The sequence below is a fragment of the Umezawaea sp. genome (assembly GCF_036375055.1).
GTDB lineage: Bacteria > Actinomycetota > Actinomycetes > Mycobacteriales > Pseudonocardiaceae > Umezawaea.
On sequence record NZ_DASUSQ010000125.1, the window covers coordinates 20,290 to 38,760 of the forward strand.

Sequence of the window (18,471 nt, forward strand, 5' to 3'; positions counted from 1 at the left end):
GGCCGTGGACCGCGACGAGGTGGACGAGGTGCTGGCGCGGCGGGTCGCGGAGAGCGACCGGATCGCGCAGTCGCTGCTGGCCATGGACGACCACCCCGGTCACGCGCTGCTCGTCGGCGCCGAGCGCGAGGCCGTGGCGGGCCTGTGGGCGCAGTTCGACGCCTACCGGCGGCTGCTGGACGAGGTGCGGGAGGTGCGCGCCCGCACCGAGAGGCCGTCGCCCGCCGACCTGGCCGAGCTGACCGAACTGCTGACCGGGCGGGCCGTCGAGCTGGACAGCCGCTCGGTGCCGCTGTCGCGGCGCGGTCTGACCGGGCCCGCGGTCATCGCGGAGCGGGTCGCGCTGGACGACCTGGTCACGCGGATGCGGGAGGGGTACGCGCACGTCGTCGACCTCCTGGCGCGGGCCGTGGACCGGCGGACCGCGACCGAGGACGACCAGCGGGAACTGGTGCGGGTGCGGGAGCAGGCGCACCGGCTGCGGGCGCTGGTCGCGGAGAAGATCGCCGTCGGCGCCCTGCCCGAGGTGCCGGACGCGCTGCCGGAGTGCCGCGCGCTGGTGGCGAACCTGACCGGGCTGCTGGACCGCCGCACCGAGCTGCGCGGACGGCTGGAGGCCTACCGGGCGAAGGCGACCCGCCTGGGGCACGCCGAGGACGCGGCCCTGGCCGCGGTGCACCGCGCGGCGCACGACGTCCTGTTCACCGCACCGTGCGACCTGCCGGAGGCGACCCGCGCGGTCGGCCGCTACCAGCAGGCCGTGCTCGACCTGGCGGAGGCGAGATGAGCGCGTGTCGACGATCGGGGTGCGGGGGGACCATCGACCCCGACGGGTTCTGCGACCACTGCGGGCTGGAGGCGCCGTCGGTGCTGCCCGCGAGCGGGGGCGCGTTCACCACGACGCGGCCCGCCGAGGCCACGGCCGACTCCGGGACCACGGGCACGCGGGGCTCGGAGCCGCCGAGCGCACGGGGACCAGGCACGCGGTCGCAGAGCACCCAGGGGCAGAGCACCCAGGGGCAGAGCACGGGCGCGTTCACCGGCCCGTCGACCGGACCGGGCACGGCGCCGTGGACGAGCACCGTGAGCCCGTCCGGCCGCAGCCGCCGCGCGTCCACCCGGTCCACGGCCCGCGGCAGGCTCGGCGCCGGGCTGGTGGAGGTGCCGCGCGTGCCCTACCGCGACCCGAAGTCCGCGGTGCTGGCGAACCCCGAGGTGCCGGAGGCGAAGCGGTTCTGCAGCGCGTGCGGCAAGGAGGTCGGGCGCAGCCGCGAGGGCAGGCCGGGCCGCGTGGAGGGGTTCTGCCCGCAGTGCGGCCACCACTACTCCTACACGCCGAAGCTGGAGCCGGGCGAGGTCCTGCACGGCCAGTACGAGGTGCTGGGCTGCCTGGCCCACGGCGGCCTCGGCTGGATCTACCTGGCACTGGACCACGCGGTCAGCGACCGGTGGGTGGTGCTCAAGGGCCTGCTCGACTCCGGTGACGCGGACGCGATGGCCGCGGCGATGGCCGAACGCCGGTTCCTCGCCGAGGTCGAGCACCCGAACATCGTGAAGATCCACAACTTCGTGCAGCACGCGGACCGCACGACCGGCGACCTCGTCGACTACATCGTCATGGAGTACGTCGGCGGCCAGTCGGTCAAGGACATGATCAAGGAGCTGCGCGGCCGGGGCGGCGGCACGGAGTCGCTGCCGCTCGCGCAGGCCATCGCCTACGCGCTGGAGGTCCTGCCCGCGCTGGGCTACCTGCACGGCGTCGGCCTGCTGTACTGCGACTTCAAGCCGGACAACGTGATCCAGACCGAGGAGCAGCTCAAGCTGATCGACCTGGGCGCGGTGCGGCGCATCGGCGACAACCGCAGCGCCATCTACGGCACGATCGGCTACCAGGCGCCGGAGATCGGCACGATCGGCCCGTCGGTGGCCTCCGACCTGTACACCGTGGGCCGCGCGCTCGCCGTCATGAGCTTCTCGTTCGACTTCCGCCGCAAGTACCGGGCCAGTCTGCCCAGCCCGGCGGTGGAGCCGCTGCTGGCGCGGTTCGAGTCCTACCGGCGGTTCCTGCACCGGGCGACCGACCCCAACCCGGAGCTGCGGTTCACCTCGGCCGAGGAGATGGCCGAGCAGCTCACCGGCGTGCTGCGCGAGGTGCTGGCCGCCGAGGACGGCAACCCGCGCCCCGGCCTGTCGCGCCAGTTCACGCCGGAACGGCGGTGCTTCGGTGCCGAGCGCGACCCGGACCTGCCGACCGCCGCGGCGGCGCTGCCGGTCCCCCAGGTCGACGCCACCGACCCGGCCGCCGGGTTCCTCGCCACCGCCACGACCGGTGAGGCCGCCGAGCGGATCGCCGCGCTGCGCGCCGCCCCCGTGACGACCGCCGAGGTGCGGCTGCAACTGGTGCGCGCCCTGATCGACTCCGGCCAGTCGGAGGAGGCGACCCGCGAGCTGTACGGGCTGACGGCGACCTCGATGTTCGACCCGGACGACCCGTCCCTGGTGGACTCCGACGACTGGCGGCCCATCTGGTACCGCGGGCTCGCGGCACTGGTGGAGGGCAGCCCGACCGACGCGCGGGCGGCGTTCGAGACCGTCTACGACGTGCTGCCCGGCGAGGCCGCGCCGAAGCTCGGCATCGCGCTGTGCGCCGAGGCGACCGGCAACCTCGACGAGGCCGCGCACTACTACGAGCTGGTGTGGCGCACGGACCGCTCCTCGGTGTCGGCCGCGTTCGGCCTGGCCCGCGTGCTGCTGGCGGCGGGGACGCCCGACCGGGCCGTGGCGGTGCTGCACACCGTTCCGGAGACCTCCAGCCACCACGTGGCCGCGCAGGTGTCCGCGATCCGGGCGCAGACCGACAAGGCGCACCACCGGGCGGGTGGCGACCCGGCGATCGCGTCGATCTCGGGGGCGGCGGAGCGGTTGGCCGCGCTGGAGCTGGACGTGGCCCGCAGGGCGAGGCTGAGCGTCGAGGTGCTCCAGGCGGCGTTCGACTGGCTCGCGAGCGGTGGTGGCGGAACGTCGGTCAACGGGCACGGGGAGCTGCTGGGGTGCGAACTGACGGACCGGGGCCTGAGGCTTGGTTTGGAGCGCCACTACCGGACCCTCGCGCGGCTCGCCGACACGCCAGAGGAGCGCTTCGCCCTCGTGGACCGGGCCAACGCCGTGCGACCGCGGACACTGGTGTGACCATGACCAACTGCCCCGAGTGCGACGCGCCCGTCGGCGCCCAGGACCGGTTCTGCGAGGAGTGCGGCCGCAACCTGCTGGTGCGCACGACCCCCGTCGGCGGCCCGGACGGGTCCGCGGCCGCGCAGTGCGCGTGCGGCAGCGAGGACATCGACTCCGACGGCTTCTGCGAGCTGTGCGGCCGGTCCCAGCCGACCGGGCGGGACCGGATGGAGTTCGTGCTGCCCACGCTCGCCGGGATCAGCGACCGGGGCAGGCGCCGGGCGCGCAACGAGGACTCGATGGCGTTCGGCCAGGTCCACGCGCGCGGGGTCGCGGCGATCGTGTGCGACGGGGTCGCGTCCTCCGAGCGGTCCGACGAGGCGTCGCAGGCCGCCGTGGACGCGGCGAACGCCGTCCTGGTCGACGCGCTGGTCGAGGGTTCCGACCCGGAGCGGGCGACCGTGCTGGCGGTGGCGTCGGCCAACCGCGCGGCAGGCGAGCTGGCCCGTCCGGAGGCGCCGGACGTGGCGCCGTCGTGCACCTACGTGTCGGCGATGCGGACCGAGAGCGGCGTGGTGGTGGGCTGGGTCGGCGACAGCCGCGCGTACTGGCTGGCCGACGACGGCGCGAAGACCCCGTCGCGGCGGCTCACCAAGGACGACACGTGGGCGGCGCAGCTCGTCGCCGACGGGGTGCTCACCGAGGCCGAGGCGGTCAACGACCGCCGCTCGCACGTGCTGTCGCGCTGGCTGGGCGGCGACTCCGGGCAGGTCAGCCCGCACGTGGTGACGCTCGTCCCTGAGGAGACGGGGATCGTGCTGCTGTGCAGCGACGGCCTGTGGAACTACCTTCCGGAGGTGGAGGACCTCGACGCGGTCCGCCCCCGCGGCGCGGCCCCGCTGGAGGTCGCGCGGCACCTGGTCGACACCGCCCTGGAGGCGGGTGGGCACGACAACATCACCGTGGTCGTCATCGAGGTGGGGGGTGCGGATGACCGCTGAGTTCGCCGTGGAGGTCTTCCAGAACGAGTACCTGCCGGAGGGCGCGCGCGAGGTCGACGCGATCGTCACGGTGTCGGCGAGCGGCGGCTCCTCGGCCCCGGTCTCGTCCACCGACGTCGCCCAGGTGATCATCGTCGACTGCTCGGGGTCGATGCGCTACCCGCCCGCGAAGCTCAACGCCGCCAAGCACGCGACCGTCACCGCGATCGACGCGCTGCGCGACGGCGTGTCGTTCGCCGTCGTCGAGGGCACCGACACCGCCCGCATGGTCTACCCGCGCGAGGAGGGCCTCGCGGTCGTCAACGACCGCACGCGGCTGGAGGCCAAGCGGCTCGTGCGCGGCCTCACCGCCGACGGGGGCACCGCCATGGGCCGGTGGCTCACGCTCGCCGACCGGGTCCTGGCCCGGCACCGCGGCGGTCTCAAGCACGCGATCCTGCTGACCGACGGCCAGAACCAGCACGAGACGCCCGCCCAGCTCTCCCGCACGCTCGCGTCCGTCAGCGGCCGCTTCACCTGCGACTGCCGGGGCGTCGGCACGGACTGGCAGGTCGAGGAGCTGCGCAAGGTCGCCGAGGCGATGCTCGGCTCCGTCGACATCGTCGCCGACCCGCAGGGGCTGGCCGACGACTTCCGCGCCATGACCGCGACCGCGATGGGCAAGGCCGTCGGCGGGGTGTCGCTGCGGCTGTGGACGCCGGAGGGCGCGACGGTCGCGTTCGTGAAGCAGGTGTCCCCCACCGTCCTGGACCTGACCGACCGGCGCACCGAGTCAGGGCCGCGCACCGGCGACTACCCGATCGGCGCGTGGGGCTCGGAGAGCCGCGACTACCACGTGTGCGTGCGGGTGAAGGCCGCCGGCGTGGGCGACCGGATGCTCGCGGGCCGGGTCAGCCTGCTCACCTCGACCGGCGACGTCCTCGGGCAGGGCAGGGTGCTGGCGGTGTGGACCGACGACAGCGCCCTGTCCACGCGCATCAACCGCGAGGTCGCCCACTACACCGGGCAGGCCGAGCTGGCGGAGGCCATCCAGGACGGCCTGGAGGCCCGCAAGTCCGGCGACGTCGAGACGGCGACCGCGAAGCTCGGGCGCGCGGTCGCGCTCGCGACCTCGTCCGGCAACACCGACACCGCGAAGCTGCTGGCCAAGGTCGTCGACGTGGTCGACCCGGTCACCGGGACGGTCAAGCTGCGGCCCAAGGTCGAGGACGCCGACGAGATGACCCTCGACACGCGGTCGACCGTGACCAAGCGGGTCGGGAGACCCTGATGCCGACCTGCTCCTCGGGCCACGACAGCGCCACCGACGACTACTGCGACGTCTGCGGCACACCGCTGGCGGCCCCGGACGAGCCCGCCCCGCCACGGGTGTGCGGCTCGTGCGGCACACCGCAGGTCGGCCGGTTCTGCGAGGAGTGCGGCCACGACTCGCTCGACACGGCCACCGCGGCCCCGGCACCGCCGACACCCGCGGCGTGGCACGCCGTCGTCACGGCCGACCGCGACTACTTCGAGCGGGTCGTCGCCGCGGGCGGCCCGGACTCCGCCGCGATGGAGTTCCCGCTCTACTGCCCGGAACGCCGCTTCGTGCTGCACGACGACCGGATCAGCATCGGCCGCCGCAGCCGCTCGCGCGGCATCTTCCCCGACATCGACCTGATCGGGCCGCCGGAGGACCCCGGTGTCTCCGCGAGCCACGCGATGCTCGTGCGGACCGCGGGCGCGTGGGCGGTGGTCGACCTGGACTCCACCAACGGCACCACGGTCAACGGCGCCACGAACCCGCTGCCCCCGAACGCCCCGCGTCCGCTGTCCGACGGCGACCGCGTGCACCTGGGCGCGTGGACCACGCTGACCATCCGCCTGGCGTGACTCGGTCGAACCCCGATCGCGCCGTCGTCTCCATGAGGAGCGCGAACAATCGGGGTCCGGCCGGGGAAAGGGTTGGGAAGGGCGGAGAGGGCTGGTCGGTCACGGGGATGGATGGGTGTGGGCCGGGGGCCGGTCGGGTCCAGGTCGGTCGGGTCCCAGGACCGCGAAGGACCCGCGTCTGGTACGCCGACAACCAGGTCGAACTGGTCGGCCAAGGCTTCATGGCACCAGAGCGCACTGGACGGACTGGCGGCCCTGCTCAGGTGGGCGTGCAGGTCAACCGTGGTGTCGCTGCCCCGCCGGTGGCCTGGAACCCGAACGTGGTGGAGCCGCCCGCACCGATCGAGCCGTTCCACCCGGCGTCGGTGGCGACCACGCCGGCCGCGTCCTGGTTGAGGGCGGCGTTCCAGGAGTTGCCGACCTGCTGACCGGCAGGCCACGTCCAGTTGACCCGCCACCCGGTCAGCGCCGTGGCGCGGTTGTTGGTGACGGTCACCGTCGCGACGTGTCCCGTGCCCCAGTCACCGTTGACCTGGAGGCGGGCCGAGCACCCGGCGGGCGGCAGGACCAGCAGGGTGATCGAGTTCGCCGGGTACGTCGCCTCGACCCGGTCGTCGCCGACCTGGAGATCGGCTCCGCGCACGATGGCGCCCAGGTTCGCCGGGCCGTAGGTGAACCGCTGTGCCGCACCAGCGCTGTCGAACCCGGACAGGGACAACGGCGAGGTCAGGTCGTCCGCGGTCTTGTTGACGACCACGACGGTCAGCGCCTTGTCGGAGGTGCGCTCCGCGGCGTACACCGCCAGCCGGTCCTGGTCGGCGGAGTTCGCCGACACGCTGACGTCGCCGAACCGGCCGCCGGCACCGTCGTAGTTGCGGTACATCCGGAACGCGTACGCGCCGGGATCGCTCGGCTTGGGCTCGCCCCACATCGTGGCGAGGTCCAGGCCCTCACGGCCGAAGACGCCCAGGACGTCGGCCTGCGCGAGTGCGCCGTTGATGTCGTCCAGCGCGCCCCAGTTGTACTCCGTGATCGCGGTCTTGGTGCCGGGGTAGTACTGGGCGATCCACGACTTCATCGTGCGGATGAACTGCAACGGCGGCGCGTTGACCCCACCGGGGCCGATCCACGACTCCTCGACGTACGTCGGGTCCCACAGCGACCGGACGGACCGCAGCCGCCAGGCGTTGGTCGCGGGATCCTTGCCACTGCTGATCTGCGGGTAGAAGTGCTGGTCGAAGTAGTCCAGGTAGCGCCTGCCGCCGTGGGCGTCGCCGTAGTCCTTCATGTTCTTCAGGTACCACTGCGACAGGTTGAGGCCGCCGTGCGCGGCCGAGTCGGCACCCGGCCCGCAGCCGTCCACCCCGGACGCGACCCACTCGCAGTACCCCCACCCGGACGGGCCCAGCACGGCCGCGCTCGGGTCGGCGGCCTTGATCGCCGCGGCGGTCGCCGTGCCCTTGCCGCCCAGCTCGTCGTAGCCGACCAGTTCGGGATGCACATCGCGGTGCGTGTGGGCCCACAGCACCGGCTCGTTGTCGAGTTCGTAGATCGGCACACCACCCCGTGCCGCCGTGCCGAACCTGTCCACCAGGTGAGCCACCATCTCGCCCGCGAACGCCGCGTCCGCCCTGACCGAGGTGTCCTCGGGCACGCCGATGAGGTTCTTCCCGTCCTGCTGACCGTTGCCGCAGTTGGGATCCCACGTGTCGAACCCGTCCTGCACCGGGAACCGGGTCGCCGGAAAGCCGCACGCGAACGGGTGCGAGGAGGGCGAGTCCTTGGCCACCCAGCCGACCATGGGCACGGTGACGACCGGCTTGATCCCGCGGCCGAGGTTTGAGCCGACCACTCCTTCGAGGGAGCGCTCCTCGGCGGCGACGATGTTCTCGAAGAACCAGTCGCTGCCGGTGTTGTAGGTGCGGTTCTTGAAGTTGTACCGGCTGCTCGCGTTGCCTCCCCACCGCGCCACCGACTGGCCGATCTCGGCGCTGAACGCCGGGTCACCGCCGTTCAGCCCGTAGATGTCCGGGCTGATCGCGTGCCGGGCGGCCGAGAAGTCCACCGACAGCGCGGGTCCGTCGGTCACCGCCGCGGCGCCCGCGGCCGGTTGGCCCGTGAACACGGCCGCCACGAGGGAGGCCGCCGTGGCGCCTGCCGCGACCGACCGCGCCTTCCGCTGTCGCCGACTGCCCATCACAGACGCCCCCGCCCGAGTCAGTGCCTCACCAGTTGTCCACGACGCTCGCGCCGGACGGGGGCACGAGTCAAGTGCGCCGGGTGGATTCGACGGGCGTTCGAGTGGATTCGACGGGTGTTCGAGTCGCAGCGGGAGACTCGGAGGAGCCCGTCGCCCTCGCGGCGCAGCGCCGCGAGGGCGGCCTCGATCCCGCAGGTCGGCGGGAACACCACCTCGACCCGGTTGCCCGCGGCCCAGTCCGGTGAAGGTGGATCGCCTGGTCGTCGCCGGTGGTCCGCGCCAGTTTCCGGCCGTCCCCCACCGACGACGGCCGGACGAGCACCTACGGCAGCACCACCGCGTCCAACGCCTTGAAGATCCGCTTGTCCGACACCGAGTACCGGGTGCCGATGGTCTGCGCGAAGTAGCTCAACCGCAGCTCCTCGATCATCCACCGCACCTCGTCCAGCGCCTCGTTCGGCTCGTCGGCGGGCACCTGCGCCCGCAGCTCGCGGTACTCCTGGTGCACCTGGTGGACGCGGTCCATCCACTCCTGGTCGCGCGCCGCGTTCTCGACCAGCTTCTCCAGCCGCCGTTCGATCCCGCGCAGGTAGCGGACCACGTCCGGCAGCCGCGCAGCGCCGACCCGCGTGACGAACCCCTTGTGCACCAGGCCCGCGAGCTGCGCCTTCACGTCCGCCACCGACGGACCGAACACCGGGGCCTTGATGCCGGACAGCCGCAGCTCGACGTCGTGCGCGGCGACCAGCACCTTGCGCACGTCGCCGACGACGGCGAACACGGCCGCGTTGAGGTTGGTGCGGACGTGCTTGAGCAGCCGTTCGTACCCGGCCTCCGTCCACGCGGGACCGCCCGCCTCGGCCATCAGCCGGTCGACGGCCGCGGAGATGCAGTCCGCGAGCAGCGCGGCGACACCGCCGTGCGGGTTGCGGGTCAGCGCGAGCTTCGCCGCGTTGTCGAGGGTCCGCTGGAGCACCTTCACCGGCGACGGCACGGCGAGCAGCAGCAGCCGCCGGGTGCCGCGCCACATCGCGAACGCCTGCCGGCCGGGGGTGTCGACCACCCGGATCGCCACGGTCTCGCCCTCGTCCACCAGCGTCGGGTACGCCGTCACCACGATCCCGGACTGGCTCTGCTCCATCGTCCTGGGCAGCTTGCCGAAGCTCCACGACGTCAGCCCGGACTTCTCCACGTCCACCGCGGCGGCGGTCAGCGTGGCCCGGACCTCCTTCACGAGCTGCTTCTTCAGCACCCCCAGGTCCTTGCCCAGCGCCAGCTCGCGGTTGTTCTCGTCCACGACCCGGTAGGTGAGCTTCAGGTGGTCCGGCACCTGGTCGAGCTGCCACGCCTCGCGCGGCACGACCACACCGGTCAGTGCGCGCAGCTCCCGTTCCAGCGCGGGCAGCAGCGGATCGTCGGTGGAGATCCGCTCCAGCACCGCCTTCGCCACGTCCGGCACCGGCACGAAGTTCCGCCGGACCGGCTTGGGCAGCGACCGGATCAGCGCGATCACCAGGTCGAGCCGCAGGCCGGGGATCTGCCACGAGAACGCCTCGTCGCCCAGGGTCGTCAGCGCGGGCAGCGGGAGCTGCACCGTCACGCCGTCCGTGCCCGCGCCCGGTTCGAAGTGGTAGGACAGCGGCAGCGACAGCCCGTTCTGCTGCCAGGAGTCCGGGTAGGCCTGCTCGCTGACCTCCGCGCGCTCGTTGATCAGCATCGACTTGGTGAACGTCAGCAGGTCCGGCTGCTTCTGCCGGGTCTTCTTCCACCACGTGTCGAAGTGCCGCACCGACACGACCTCGGCCCCGACGCGCTGCTCGTAGAACTCGTAGAGCGTCTCGTCGTCCACCACGATGTCGCGGCGGCGGGCCCGGTTCTCCAGCTCCTCGACCTCGGCGAGCAGCGCGCGGTTGGCGTGGAAGAACCTGTGGTGCGTGGTCCACTCGCCCTGCACGAGGGCGTGGCGGATGAACAGCTCCCGCGACAGCTCCGGGTCGATCCGCCCGTAGTTGACCTTGCGGGCCGCCACGATCGGCACCCCGTAGAGCGTCACCTTCTCCAGTGCCACCACGGAGCCGCGCTTGATCTCCCAGTGCGGTTCGCTGTAGTTGCGCTTCACCAGGTGCGGTGCGAGCTGCTCGGCCCACTCCGGCTCGATCCGCGCCACGATCCGGCCCCACAGCCGCGAGGTCTCCACGAGTTCGGCGACCATCACCCACTGCGGCGGCTTCTTGAACAGCGCCGAGCCGGGGAACACCGCGAACCGCGCGCCGCGGGCGCCCACGTACTCGGTCGAGGCGCGCTTGCCGGGGTCCTTCTTCGGGACGTCCTTCACGCCGATGTGCGACAGCAGACCAGACAGCAGCGAGATGTGCACGCGCTGCGGGTCGGCCACGTCCTCGCCGACGGTGAGCCCCAGCGTCTTGGCCACCTGCCGCAGCTGCGAGTAGATGTCCTGCCACTCCCGCACCCGCAGGTAGTTCAGGAACTCGGTGCGGCACATCCGGCGGAACTGGTTGGAGGACAGCTCCTTCTGCTTGTCCTTGAGGTACGTCCACAGGTTCACGAACGACAGGAAGTCCGAGGTGGGGTCGGCGAACCGCGCGTGCTGCTCGGTGGCCGCCTGCTGCTTGTCCTGCGGACGTTCCCTCGGGTCCTGGATGGACAGCGCCGCCGCGATGATCATGACCTCGCGGACGCACCCGTTGCGGTCGGCCTCGATCACCATCCGGGCCAGCCGCGGGTCGACGGGCAGCTGCGCGAGCTTGCGCCCCAACGGCGTGAGCCGCTTGCGCACGTCCGTCTCGGCCGGGTCGATCGCGCCCAGCTCGTGCAGCAGCTGCACGCCGTCGGCGATGTTGCGCGAGTCAGGCCCGTCGATGAACGGGAACGCGGCGATGTCGCCCAACCCGATCGACGTCATCTGGAGGATGACCGACGCCAGGTTCGTCCGCAGGATCTCCGGATCGGTGAACTCCGGCCGCGACTCGAAGTCGTCCTCGGTGTACAGCCGGATGCAGATGCCCTCGGACACGCGCCCGCAGCGGCCCTTGCGCTGGTTCGCCGACGCCTGCGACACCGGCTCGATCGGCAGCCGCTGCACCTTCAGCCGGTGGCTGTAGCGCGAGATGCGGGCCGTTCCGGGGTCGATGACGTACTTGATGCCCGGCACCGTCAGCGACGTCTCCGCCACGTTCGTCGCCAGCACCACCCGGCTCCCCGAGTGCGCCTGGAAGACCCGGTGCTGCTCGGCGAACGACAGCCGCGCGTACAGCGGCAGGATCTCGGTGTTCCGCAGCTCCAGCTGGGTGAGCGCGTCGGCGGTGTCGCGGATCTCCCGCTCGCCCGACAGGAACACCAGGATGTCGCCCGGCCCCTCGGCCTGGAGTTCCACCACGGCCTCGGCGATGGCCGAGGTCTGGTCGCGGTCCGGGTCGACGAACTCGTCGTCCGGGTCCACGATCGGGCGGTACCGCACCTCCACCGGGTACGTCCGCCCCGACACCTCGATCACCGGCGCGTCGGAGAAGTGCCGGGAGAAGCGCTGCGGGTCGATCGTCGCCGAGGTGATGACGACCTTGAGGTCGGGGCGGCGCGGCAGCAGCTGCTTGAGGTACCCGAGCAGGAAGTCGACGTTCAGGCTGCGCTCGTGGGCCTCGTCGATGATCAGCGTGTCGTAGCGGCTCAGGTCGCGGTCCGACTGGATCTCCGCGAGCAGGATGCCGTCCGTCATCAGCTTGACCAGCGTGTCCTCGCCGGACTGGTCGCTGAACCGCACCTTGTAGCCCACCGCGGACCCCAGCGGTGTCTTCATCTCCTCGGCGACCCGCTCGGCGACCGTCCGCGCCGCGAGCCGCCGGGGCTGCGTGTGCCCGATCTGCCCCCGCACCCCGCGGCCCAGCTCCAGGCAGATCTTCGGCAGCTGGGTCGTCTTGCCCGACCCCGTCTCGCCCGCCACGATCACGACCTGGTGGTCGCGGATCAGCGCGAGGATCTCGTCCTTGTGCTTGCTGACCGGCAGCTCTTCGGGGTAGGAGAGCGTCGGCACGCCCTCGCGCCGCAGCGCGAGCCGCAGCTCGGCGTCGTCGATCTCCCCCGCGATCTCCGCGGCTATGGCGCGCTTGGACAGCGGGTCCTTCACCCTGCGGGCACCATCGAGACGGCGTTGCAGCCTGCGCTGGTCGCGAAGCATCAACTCGGGCAGGCGTTTGTGCAGGTCAGCAAGTGGTGACCCGGCGAGCGGCGTGTCCATACTGCGTCCAGGATAGATCCCCGCGCGCGGGCGAGCCCGCCATTAAAGCCCCGCACCCGATAGCAAGATCAACTGTCGGACCCGACGCCTACCGTCGACGCCATGGACGAAGCCTCCTTCTGGGCCCTCATCGAGCGCTCCGCCGCCGCGACCCGCACCCCGGCCGAGCGGCTGACGTGGCTCACCACGCACCTGGCGAGCCTGCCCCCGCCCGACATCACCGACTTCCAGGTCCTGCTCGACCACGTCCGGGGCCGGGCCGACACCTGGCGGCACTGGGGAGCGGCGAACCTCGTCCTGGGCGGCTGCTCCGACGACGGCTTCTTCTACTTCCTCGCCTGGCTCGTCGGCCTCGGCCGCGCGGGCTTCACCGCGGTCGCCGCCGATCCGGACGCGCTCGCCGACCTCGCCCCGGTCCAGCGGCTCGCCACCACCGACCCCGACGCGTGGCCCACCGACGAGCCGCTCGACTGGGAGGGCCTCGACTACGTCGCCCGCGAGGCCCACCGGCGGCGCACCGGCGACCACGACGGCCTGGACGCCGACCTCGCCGCCCGCCGCCACGCGTCCATGGTCAGCCCCGAGCCCGACGGCGAGCCCTGGGACTTCGACGCGCTCCCGGAGCTCCTGAGCAGACTGCCCCGGCTGAGCGCGCTCTTCGCCGACCGCGTCGCCCACGGCTAGCACCCGTCCGGTCACCGCGATCGTGCGTGACCGAACGACCACGGCCGGTCATTAACTCTCAACACGTCCCAGACCAACGGACGCCACCGAAAGGCCCAGCGCGATTCATTCCCCTGCCCGCTTGCGCGCTTTGTTCCGCCGTCGTTTCCGGCCCCGCTGAGCTGGCCTTTCATCCGCAATCCGGATTAGTCGGACAGCCCTGACCAGCAGGATCGCTCGAAATCTGAGACTTTCCCACGATGTGGGAGACGATTTACCTCCGCAGAGGCAGCCATAACATCGATTTCCTGGTCAACGCGCTGTTGGCCGAGATGTTCCTCGGTGTTCGTCTCATTCGCGGATTTCGTGGACGAGCCGAACTCCCCCTGCACCGGAACAGGAGCGTCCATGAAGCGCACCACCCTGGGCTACGCGGCGCTGGTCTCCGCCGCGCTGGTGACCGTCAGCGGCCTCACCGCCACCGCGGCGCCGCCCACCTCCACACCCTCCGCCGCGCCCGACCGCGAGAGCACCCTGAGCCTCGCGGCGTCGCAGGCCGGAGCGGTGAGGTCGGCACTGGGCCTGAGCGGCCAGGAGCAGCTCGTGGTCAAGGACGTCGTCACCGACCCCGACGGCACCCGGCACGTCCGCTACGACCGCACCCTCGACGGCCTGCGGGTCGTCGGCGGCGACATGGTCGTGCACCGGTCCGGCACCGGCGCGATCAGCTCCGTCGACCGCGCCACCGACGCGGCGCTGACCGTGTCCACGACGCCCGCGATCCCCGCCGCCACCGCGGCGTCCTCGGCACGGGTGGCCGAGGCCGGCGCGACCTGGACGAAGGCCGAACCCCAGCTCGTGGTGTTCGCGATCGACCGGGCCCCGACGCTGGCGTGGGAGGTCGTGCTCACCGGGACCAAGGCCGACCGGTCGCCCAGCGAGCTGCACGTCTACACCGACGCCGCCACCGGCGAGGTGCTGATGAGCGAGGACCGCGTGATGCACGTCGAGGGCTCCGGCGTGAGCCAGTACAGCGGCACGGTGAAGCTGGAGACGACCAGGTCCGGGTCGACGTTCCAGCTCAAGGACCCGCTGCGCGGCAACCAGACGGTCACCAACGCCAACAACACCTCCGGCACGGGCACGCTGTTCACCGACGCCGACAACAAGTGGGGCAACGGCGCGATCAGCGACAAGGCCACGGCCGGTGTCGACGCGGCCTACGGCGCCGCGGTCACGTGGGACTACTACAAGAACGTCCACAACCGCAGCGGCATCAAGAACAACGGCGTCGGCGCGACGAGCCGCGTGCACTACGGCAACGCCTACAACAACGCGAACTGGAGCGACAGCTGCTTCTGCATGACCTACGGCGACGGCGTGGGCAACCAGAAGCCGCTGACCGAGCTGGACGTCGCGGGCCACGAGATGTCGCACGGCGTCACGTCGGCCACGGGCAACATGGTGTACTCCGGTGAGCCCGGCGGTCTCAACGAGGCCACCAGCGACATCTTCGGCACCACGGTCGAGTTCAGCGCGAACAACAGCAGCGACGTCGGCGACTACCTCATCGGCGAGAAGATCGACATCCGCGGCACGAGCGCTCCCCTGCGCTACATGGACAAGCCGTCCAGGGACGGCAAGTCCGCGGACTACTGGTCCTCCACGGTCGGCAACCTGGACGTGCACCACTCGTCCGGCATCGCCAACCACTTCTTCTACCTGCTCTCGGAGGGCAGCGGCCCCAAGACGATCAACGGGGTCGCCTACGACAGCCCGACCTACGACGGCCTGCCCGTCACCGGCATCACCAGGGCCAAGGCCGAGAAGGTCTGGTACCGGGCGCTGACCACGAGGTTCACCTCCAGCACCAAGTACGCCGCCGCGCGCACCGGCACCATCGCCGCCGCCACCGAGCTCTACGGAGCGGGCAGCGCCGAGGTCGCCGCGGTGACGAGGGCGTGGGCGGCGGTCAACGTCAAGTAGGCCCCGCCCGGTACTCCGGGGCCCGGACCGCCCCCCTGCACGGTCCGGGCCCCGGCACGTCTCACCCCAGCGGCACCCACCAGTCCTCGCACCGCGTCCAGGTGCCCGCCGGGTACTCGATGTCGTGCTCCCCGCGCAGCGCGAACCCGGCCTTGCGGCACACGCCGACCGACGCCGTGTTGGCCACCGGCGGGAACGCGTGCAGCTCCTCGTGGTCGCCCTCGGCGGCGGCGATCCGAGCAACGGCGACCGCGGCCCGCGTCGCCACCCCGCGCCCCTGGAACTCAGGCAGGACGTGCCAGCCGGTCTCGTAGACCGACGCGCCGTCCCACTCCTTCTCCCAGAACCCGATCGACCCCGCGACCACCGAGTCGGGCCCGAGCAGCACCACGTACATCCGCCCAGTCCCGCTCGCGGACAGCTCGACGTACCGGCGGTGCCGGTCGAGCACGGCCTCCTCGGACTCCGGCCCGCCCAGGTGGACCAGCATCTCGGGCGTGTTCTGCGCGCGCAGCAGCCCCAGGTCGCCCTCGGCCCACGGCCGCAGGCAGATCGCGTCGACCTCCGTCATGGCCGAGACCCTAGAACGGCGGTCCGACAATTCGGCCGTACCGCCGTTCGGGTGCCCGCCGTCGGACTACGCGGCGCCCGCGCCGCCGCCGACCACGGCGTCGGAGGACGGCTCGTGCTCCGGCGGCGGCACGATGCCCGCCAGGTCCCCACCGTTGTCGTTGGAGCGCAGCACGAAGGGCCTGGTCTCGGTGTACTGGACGACCGACACCGAGGCGGGGTCGACGACGATGCGCTGGAACCCGTCGAGGTGCAGGCCGAGCGCGTCGGCGAGCACGGCCTTGATGACGTCGCCGTGGCTGCACGCGATCCAGACGGCACGGGGGCCGAACTCGGCCGTGACGCGGGCGTCGTGGGCGCGGATCGCGGCGACGGCCCTGGCCTGCACGGCCGCCAGGCCCTCGCCGTCGGGGAACACGGCGGCGGACGGGTGCTGCTGCACGACCGTCCACAGGGGCTCCTTGAGGAGGTCCTTGATGGCGCGGTTGGTCCAGCTGCCGTAGTCGACCTCGGCGAGGTCGGGTTCGGTGACGGCGGTGAGGCCGCGGTCGGCGAGGAACGGCGCCACGGTCTGCAGGCAGCGATCCATGGGCGAGGCCACGACGGCGTCCACGGGGACGCCCTTGAGGCGGTCGACCAGCCCGAGCGCCTGCGCCTCGCCCTTCTCGCACAGGGACACGCCCGGTGTGCGGCCGGCGAGCACGCCGGAGCCGTTGGCGGTCGAACGGGCATGTCGCAGGAGGATCACGGTGGCCACGGGACCACCCTAGATGCCGTGAGGGCCACCACGCGGACGTGGTGGCCCTCACGGGTGACGGGGGTTCAGTTCGCGGGGAGCAGGTTCATCGACAGCAGGCCCATGAGGACGATGCCGAGCATGACCCGGTACCAGACGAACGCCGAGTAGCTGTGCTTCGAGACGTACTTGAGCAGCCACGCGATGGTGGCGTACCCGACCGCGAACGCGATGATCGTGGCCACGACCATCTGCGGGACCGAGGCGTCGTTCGGGCCCCGGTCCAGCACGTCCGGGATGCTGAAGATGCCCGCGCCGAAGACGGCGGGGATCGCCAGCAGGAACGAGTAGCGCGCCGCGGCCGCCCGGTCGAGCCCGAGGAACAGGCCCGCGGTGAGCGTGCCGCCGGAGCGGGAGACGCCGGGGATCAGCGCGAGGGCCTGGGCGAGGCCCATGCCGACGGCGTCCTTCATCGTCAGCTCCGACCGCGAGTGCTTGGCGAGCTGGTCGGCGAGGCCGAGCAGCAGGCCGAACACGATCAGCATCGTGGCCGTGATCCACAGGTTCCTCGCGGAGGTGCGGATCTCGTCCTTGAGCAGGTAGCCCAGCACGCTGATCGGGATCGACCCGATGATCACGTACCAGGCCAGCCGGTAGTCCTTCTCCTTGCGCGCCTCCGCGCTGAAGAGGCCGCGGAACCAGGCGGAGACGAACCGCCCGATGTCCTTGGCGAAGTAGATCAACACCGCCAGCTCGGTACCGAGCTGGATGACCGCCGTGAACGACGCGCCCGCGTCGTTGCCGAAGAACAACGTCGACGTGATCCGCACGTGCGCCGACGAAGACACGGGTAGGAATTCGGTAAGCCCCTGAACCAGTCCGAGGACCAGAGCCTGCAACCAGCTCAACTACCCACTCCTGCCAGATCCAGAGCTTCCACCGCGGTGCGCAGCGCCGCGACTCCCTGCTCCAGATCTTGCAGCATCGGCGTGATGGTCAACGTGGTGACCCCGGCTTGCGCCAGGACCTGCATCTTCTCGGCGATCCGCTCCTTGGTGCCGAGCAGCGACGTGGCGTCGAGGAACTCGACCGGGAGCGCGGCCATCGCGCCCGCGTAGTCGCGGTCCAGGTACTTGTCCTGGACCTCCTGGGCCTCCTTCTCGAAGCCCATCCGGCCGGCGAGGTCCTTGTAGAAGTTCTGCTTGCGGCTGCCCATGCCGCCGACGTAGAGCGCCGCGTACGGGCGCACCTGGTCGGCCAGCGTGCGCCAGTCCTCGCCGACGAACAGCGGCACGGTCGGCACGACGTCGAAGCCGTCCATGGTCTTGCCCGCCTTCTCGCGCCCGGCCTTGACCGCCGCGAGGGACTCGGTCGAGTGCTCGGGGGAGAAGAAGATCGCGAGCCAGCCGTCGGCGATCTCACCCGCGAGTTCGAGGTTCTTCGGGCCGACGGCGGCGAGGTAGATCGGGATCTCCTCGCGGACGGGGTGCACGGTCAGCGTGAGCGCCTTGCCGGGGCCGTCGGGCAGCGGCAGCGTGTAGTGCCGACCGTCGTAGCGCAGCTTCTCGCGGCGCAGCGCCGTCCTGACGATGTCCACGTACTCCCGCGTGCGGGCCAGCGGCTTGTCGAAGCGCACGCCGTGCCAGCCCTCGGACACCTGCGGCCCGGACACGCCGAGCCCCATCCGGAAGCGGCCGCCGGACAGGGTGTCCAGCGTCGCGGCGGTCATCGCGGCCATCGCGGGCGTCCGCGCGGGGATCTGGAGGATGGCGCTGCCGACGTCGATGCGCTCGGTGTGCGCGGCGACCCACGACAGCACCGTGGGCGCGTCCGAGCCGTAGGCTTCGGCCGCCCACGCCACCGAGAAGCCGAGCCGGTCGGCCTCCTTGGCGAGTTCGAGGTTGTCGGCGTCGTTGCCGGCGCCCCAGTATCCGAGGTTCAGTCCCAATCGCACGCGCTGACCGTACCGATCAGTAACAACATTCGGCGCAGCGGGCACCCGTGACGCCGGTCACACCCG

The 18,471-nt window shown here is 71.9% G+C and carries 13 protein-coding genes; 7 read left to right on the forward strand and 6 right to left on the reverse strand.

Annotated elements, in window-relative coordinates:
- Positions 1–4: 4 nt before the first annotated feature.
- The 5 genes from VFZ92_RS31125 to VFZ92_RS31145 are packed head-to-tail and all read left to right on the forward strand — an operon-like array spanning position 5 to position 6,044.
- Positions 5–787, forward strand: coding sequence for a hypothetical protein (locus VFZ92_RS31125; RefSeq protein ID WP_330879643.1), 783 nt, complete (start codon positions 5–7; stop codon positions 785–787).
- On the forward strand, positions 784–3,189 hold the full coding sequence (locus VFZ92_RS31130) for a serine/threonine-protein kinase (protein WP_330879644.1): 2,406 nt from the start codon (positions 784–786) through the stop codon (positions 3,187–3,189). The genes VFZ92_RS31125 and VFZ92_RS31130 overlap by 4 nt, the downstream gene beginning before the upstream one ends.
- A 2-nt stretch (positions 3,190–3,191) precedes the next feature.
- Complete coding sequence (locus VFZ92_RS31135) at positions 3,192–4,172, forward strand: PP2C family serine/threonine-protein phosphatase (protein ID WP_330879645.1); 981 nt, start codon at positions 3,192–3,194, stop codon at positions 4,170–4,172.
- Positions 4,162–5,442 (forward strand): vWA domain-containing protein, encoded by a 1,281-nt coding sequence (locus VFZ92_RS31140; protein WP_330879646.1) that lies wholly within the window; start codon positions 4,162–4,164, stop codon positions 5,440–5,442. Before VFZ92_RS31135 ends, VFZ92_RS31140 begins: the two co-directional genes overlap by 11 nt.
- Complete coding sequence (locus VFZ92_RS31145; RefSeq protein WP_330879647.1) at positions 5,442–6,044, forward strand: FHA domain-containing protein; 603 nt, start codon at positions 5,442–5,444, stop codon at positions 6,042–6,044. Before VFZ92_RS31140 ends, VFZ92_RS31145 begins: the two co-directional genes overlap by 1 nt.
- A gap of 259 nt (positions 6,045–6,303) precedes the next feature.
- Here VFZ92_RS31145 and VFZ92_RS31150 read toward each other — a convergent pair whose 3' ends face one another.
- Both VFZ92_RS31150 and hrpA read right to left on the reverse strand, forming a co-directional pair.
- The gene (locus tag VFZ92_RS31150; RefSeq protein WP_330879648.1) at positions 6,304–8,241 is read right to left on the reverse strand and encodes a glycoside hydrolase family 44 protein; all 1,938 of its coding nucleotides are present in this window, start codon (positions 8,239–8,241) and stop codon (positions 6,304–6,306) included.
- A gap of 325 nt (positions 8,242–8,566) precedes the next feature.
- On the reverse strand, positions 8,567–12,496 hold the full coding sequence (gene hrpA, locus VFZ92_RS31155) for an ATP-dependent RNA helicase HrpA (protein ID WP_330879649.1): 3,930 nt from the start codon (positions 12,494–12,496) through the stop codon (positions 8,567–8,569).
- 102 nt (positions 12,497–12,598) lie between these two features.
- Between hrpA and VFZ92_RS31160 the strand changes: the two genes are divergently transcribed.
- Positions 12,599–13,180: a DUF4240 domain-containing protein gene (locus VFZ92_RS31160; RefSeq protein WP_330879650.1), complete on the forward strand. Its 582-nt coding sequence runs from the start codon at positions 12,599–12,601 to the stop codon at positions 13,178–13,180.
- A 387-nt stretch (positions 13,181–13,567) separates the two neighbouring features.
- Positions 13,568–15,145: a M4 family metallopeptidase gene (locus tag VFZ92_RS31165; protein WP_330879651.1), complete on the forward strand. Its 1,578-nt coding sequence runs from the start codon at positions 13,568–13,570 to the stop codon at positions 15,143–15,145.
- Positions 15,146–15,206: 61 nt separating this feature from the next.
- On the opposite strand, the gene VFZ92_RS31170 is transcribed toward VFZ92_RS31165, so the two are convergent.
- From VFZ92_RS31170 to VFZ92_RS31185, 4 genes are all read right to left on the reverse strand, one after another.
- On the reverse strand, positions 15,207–15,716 hold the full coding sequence (locus VFZ92_RS31170; RefSeq protein WP_330879652.1) for a GNAT family N-acetyltransferase: 510 nt from the start codon (positions 15,714–15,716) through the stop codon (positions 15,207–15,209).
- Between the two features lie 66 nt (positions 15,717–15,782).
- Complete coding sequence (locus VFZ92_RS31175) at positions 15,783–16,472, reverse strand: histidine phosphatase family protein (RefSeq protein ID WP_330879653.1); 690 nt, start codon at positions 16,470–16,472, stop codon at positions 15,783–15,785.
- Positions 16,473–16,537: 65 nt separating this feature from the next.
- Positions 16,538–17,359 carry an undecaprenyl-diphosphate phosphatase gene (locus VFZ92_RS31180; protein ID WP_330879654.1) on the reverse strand — a complete coding sequence of 274 codons (822 nt, stop codon included), beginning with the start codon at positions 17,357–17,359 and terminating at the stop codon, positions 16,538–16,540.
- Positions 17,356–18,405 (reverse strand): LLM class F420-dependent oxidoreductase, encoded by a 1,050-nt coding sequence (locus VFZ92_RS31185; protein WP_330879655.1) that lies wholly within the window; start codon positions 18,403–18,405, stop codon positions 17,356–17,358. The genes VFZ92_RS31180 and VFZ92_RS31185 overlap by 4 nt, the downstream gene beginning before the upstream one ends.
- Between the last annotated feature and the right edge of the window lie 66 nt (positions 18,406–18,471).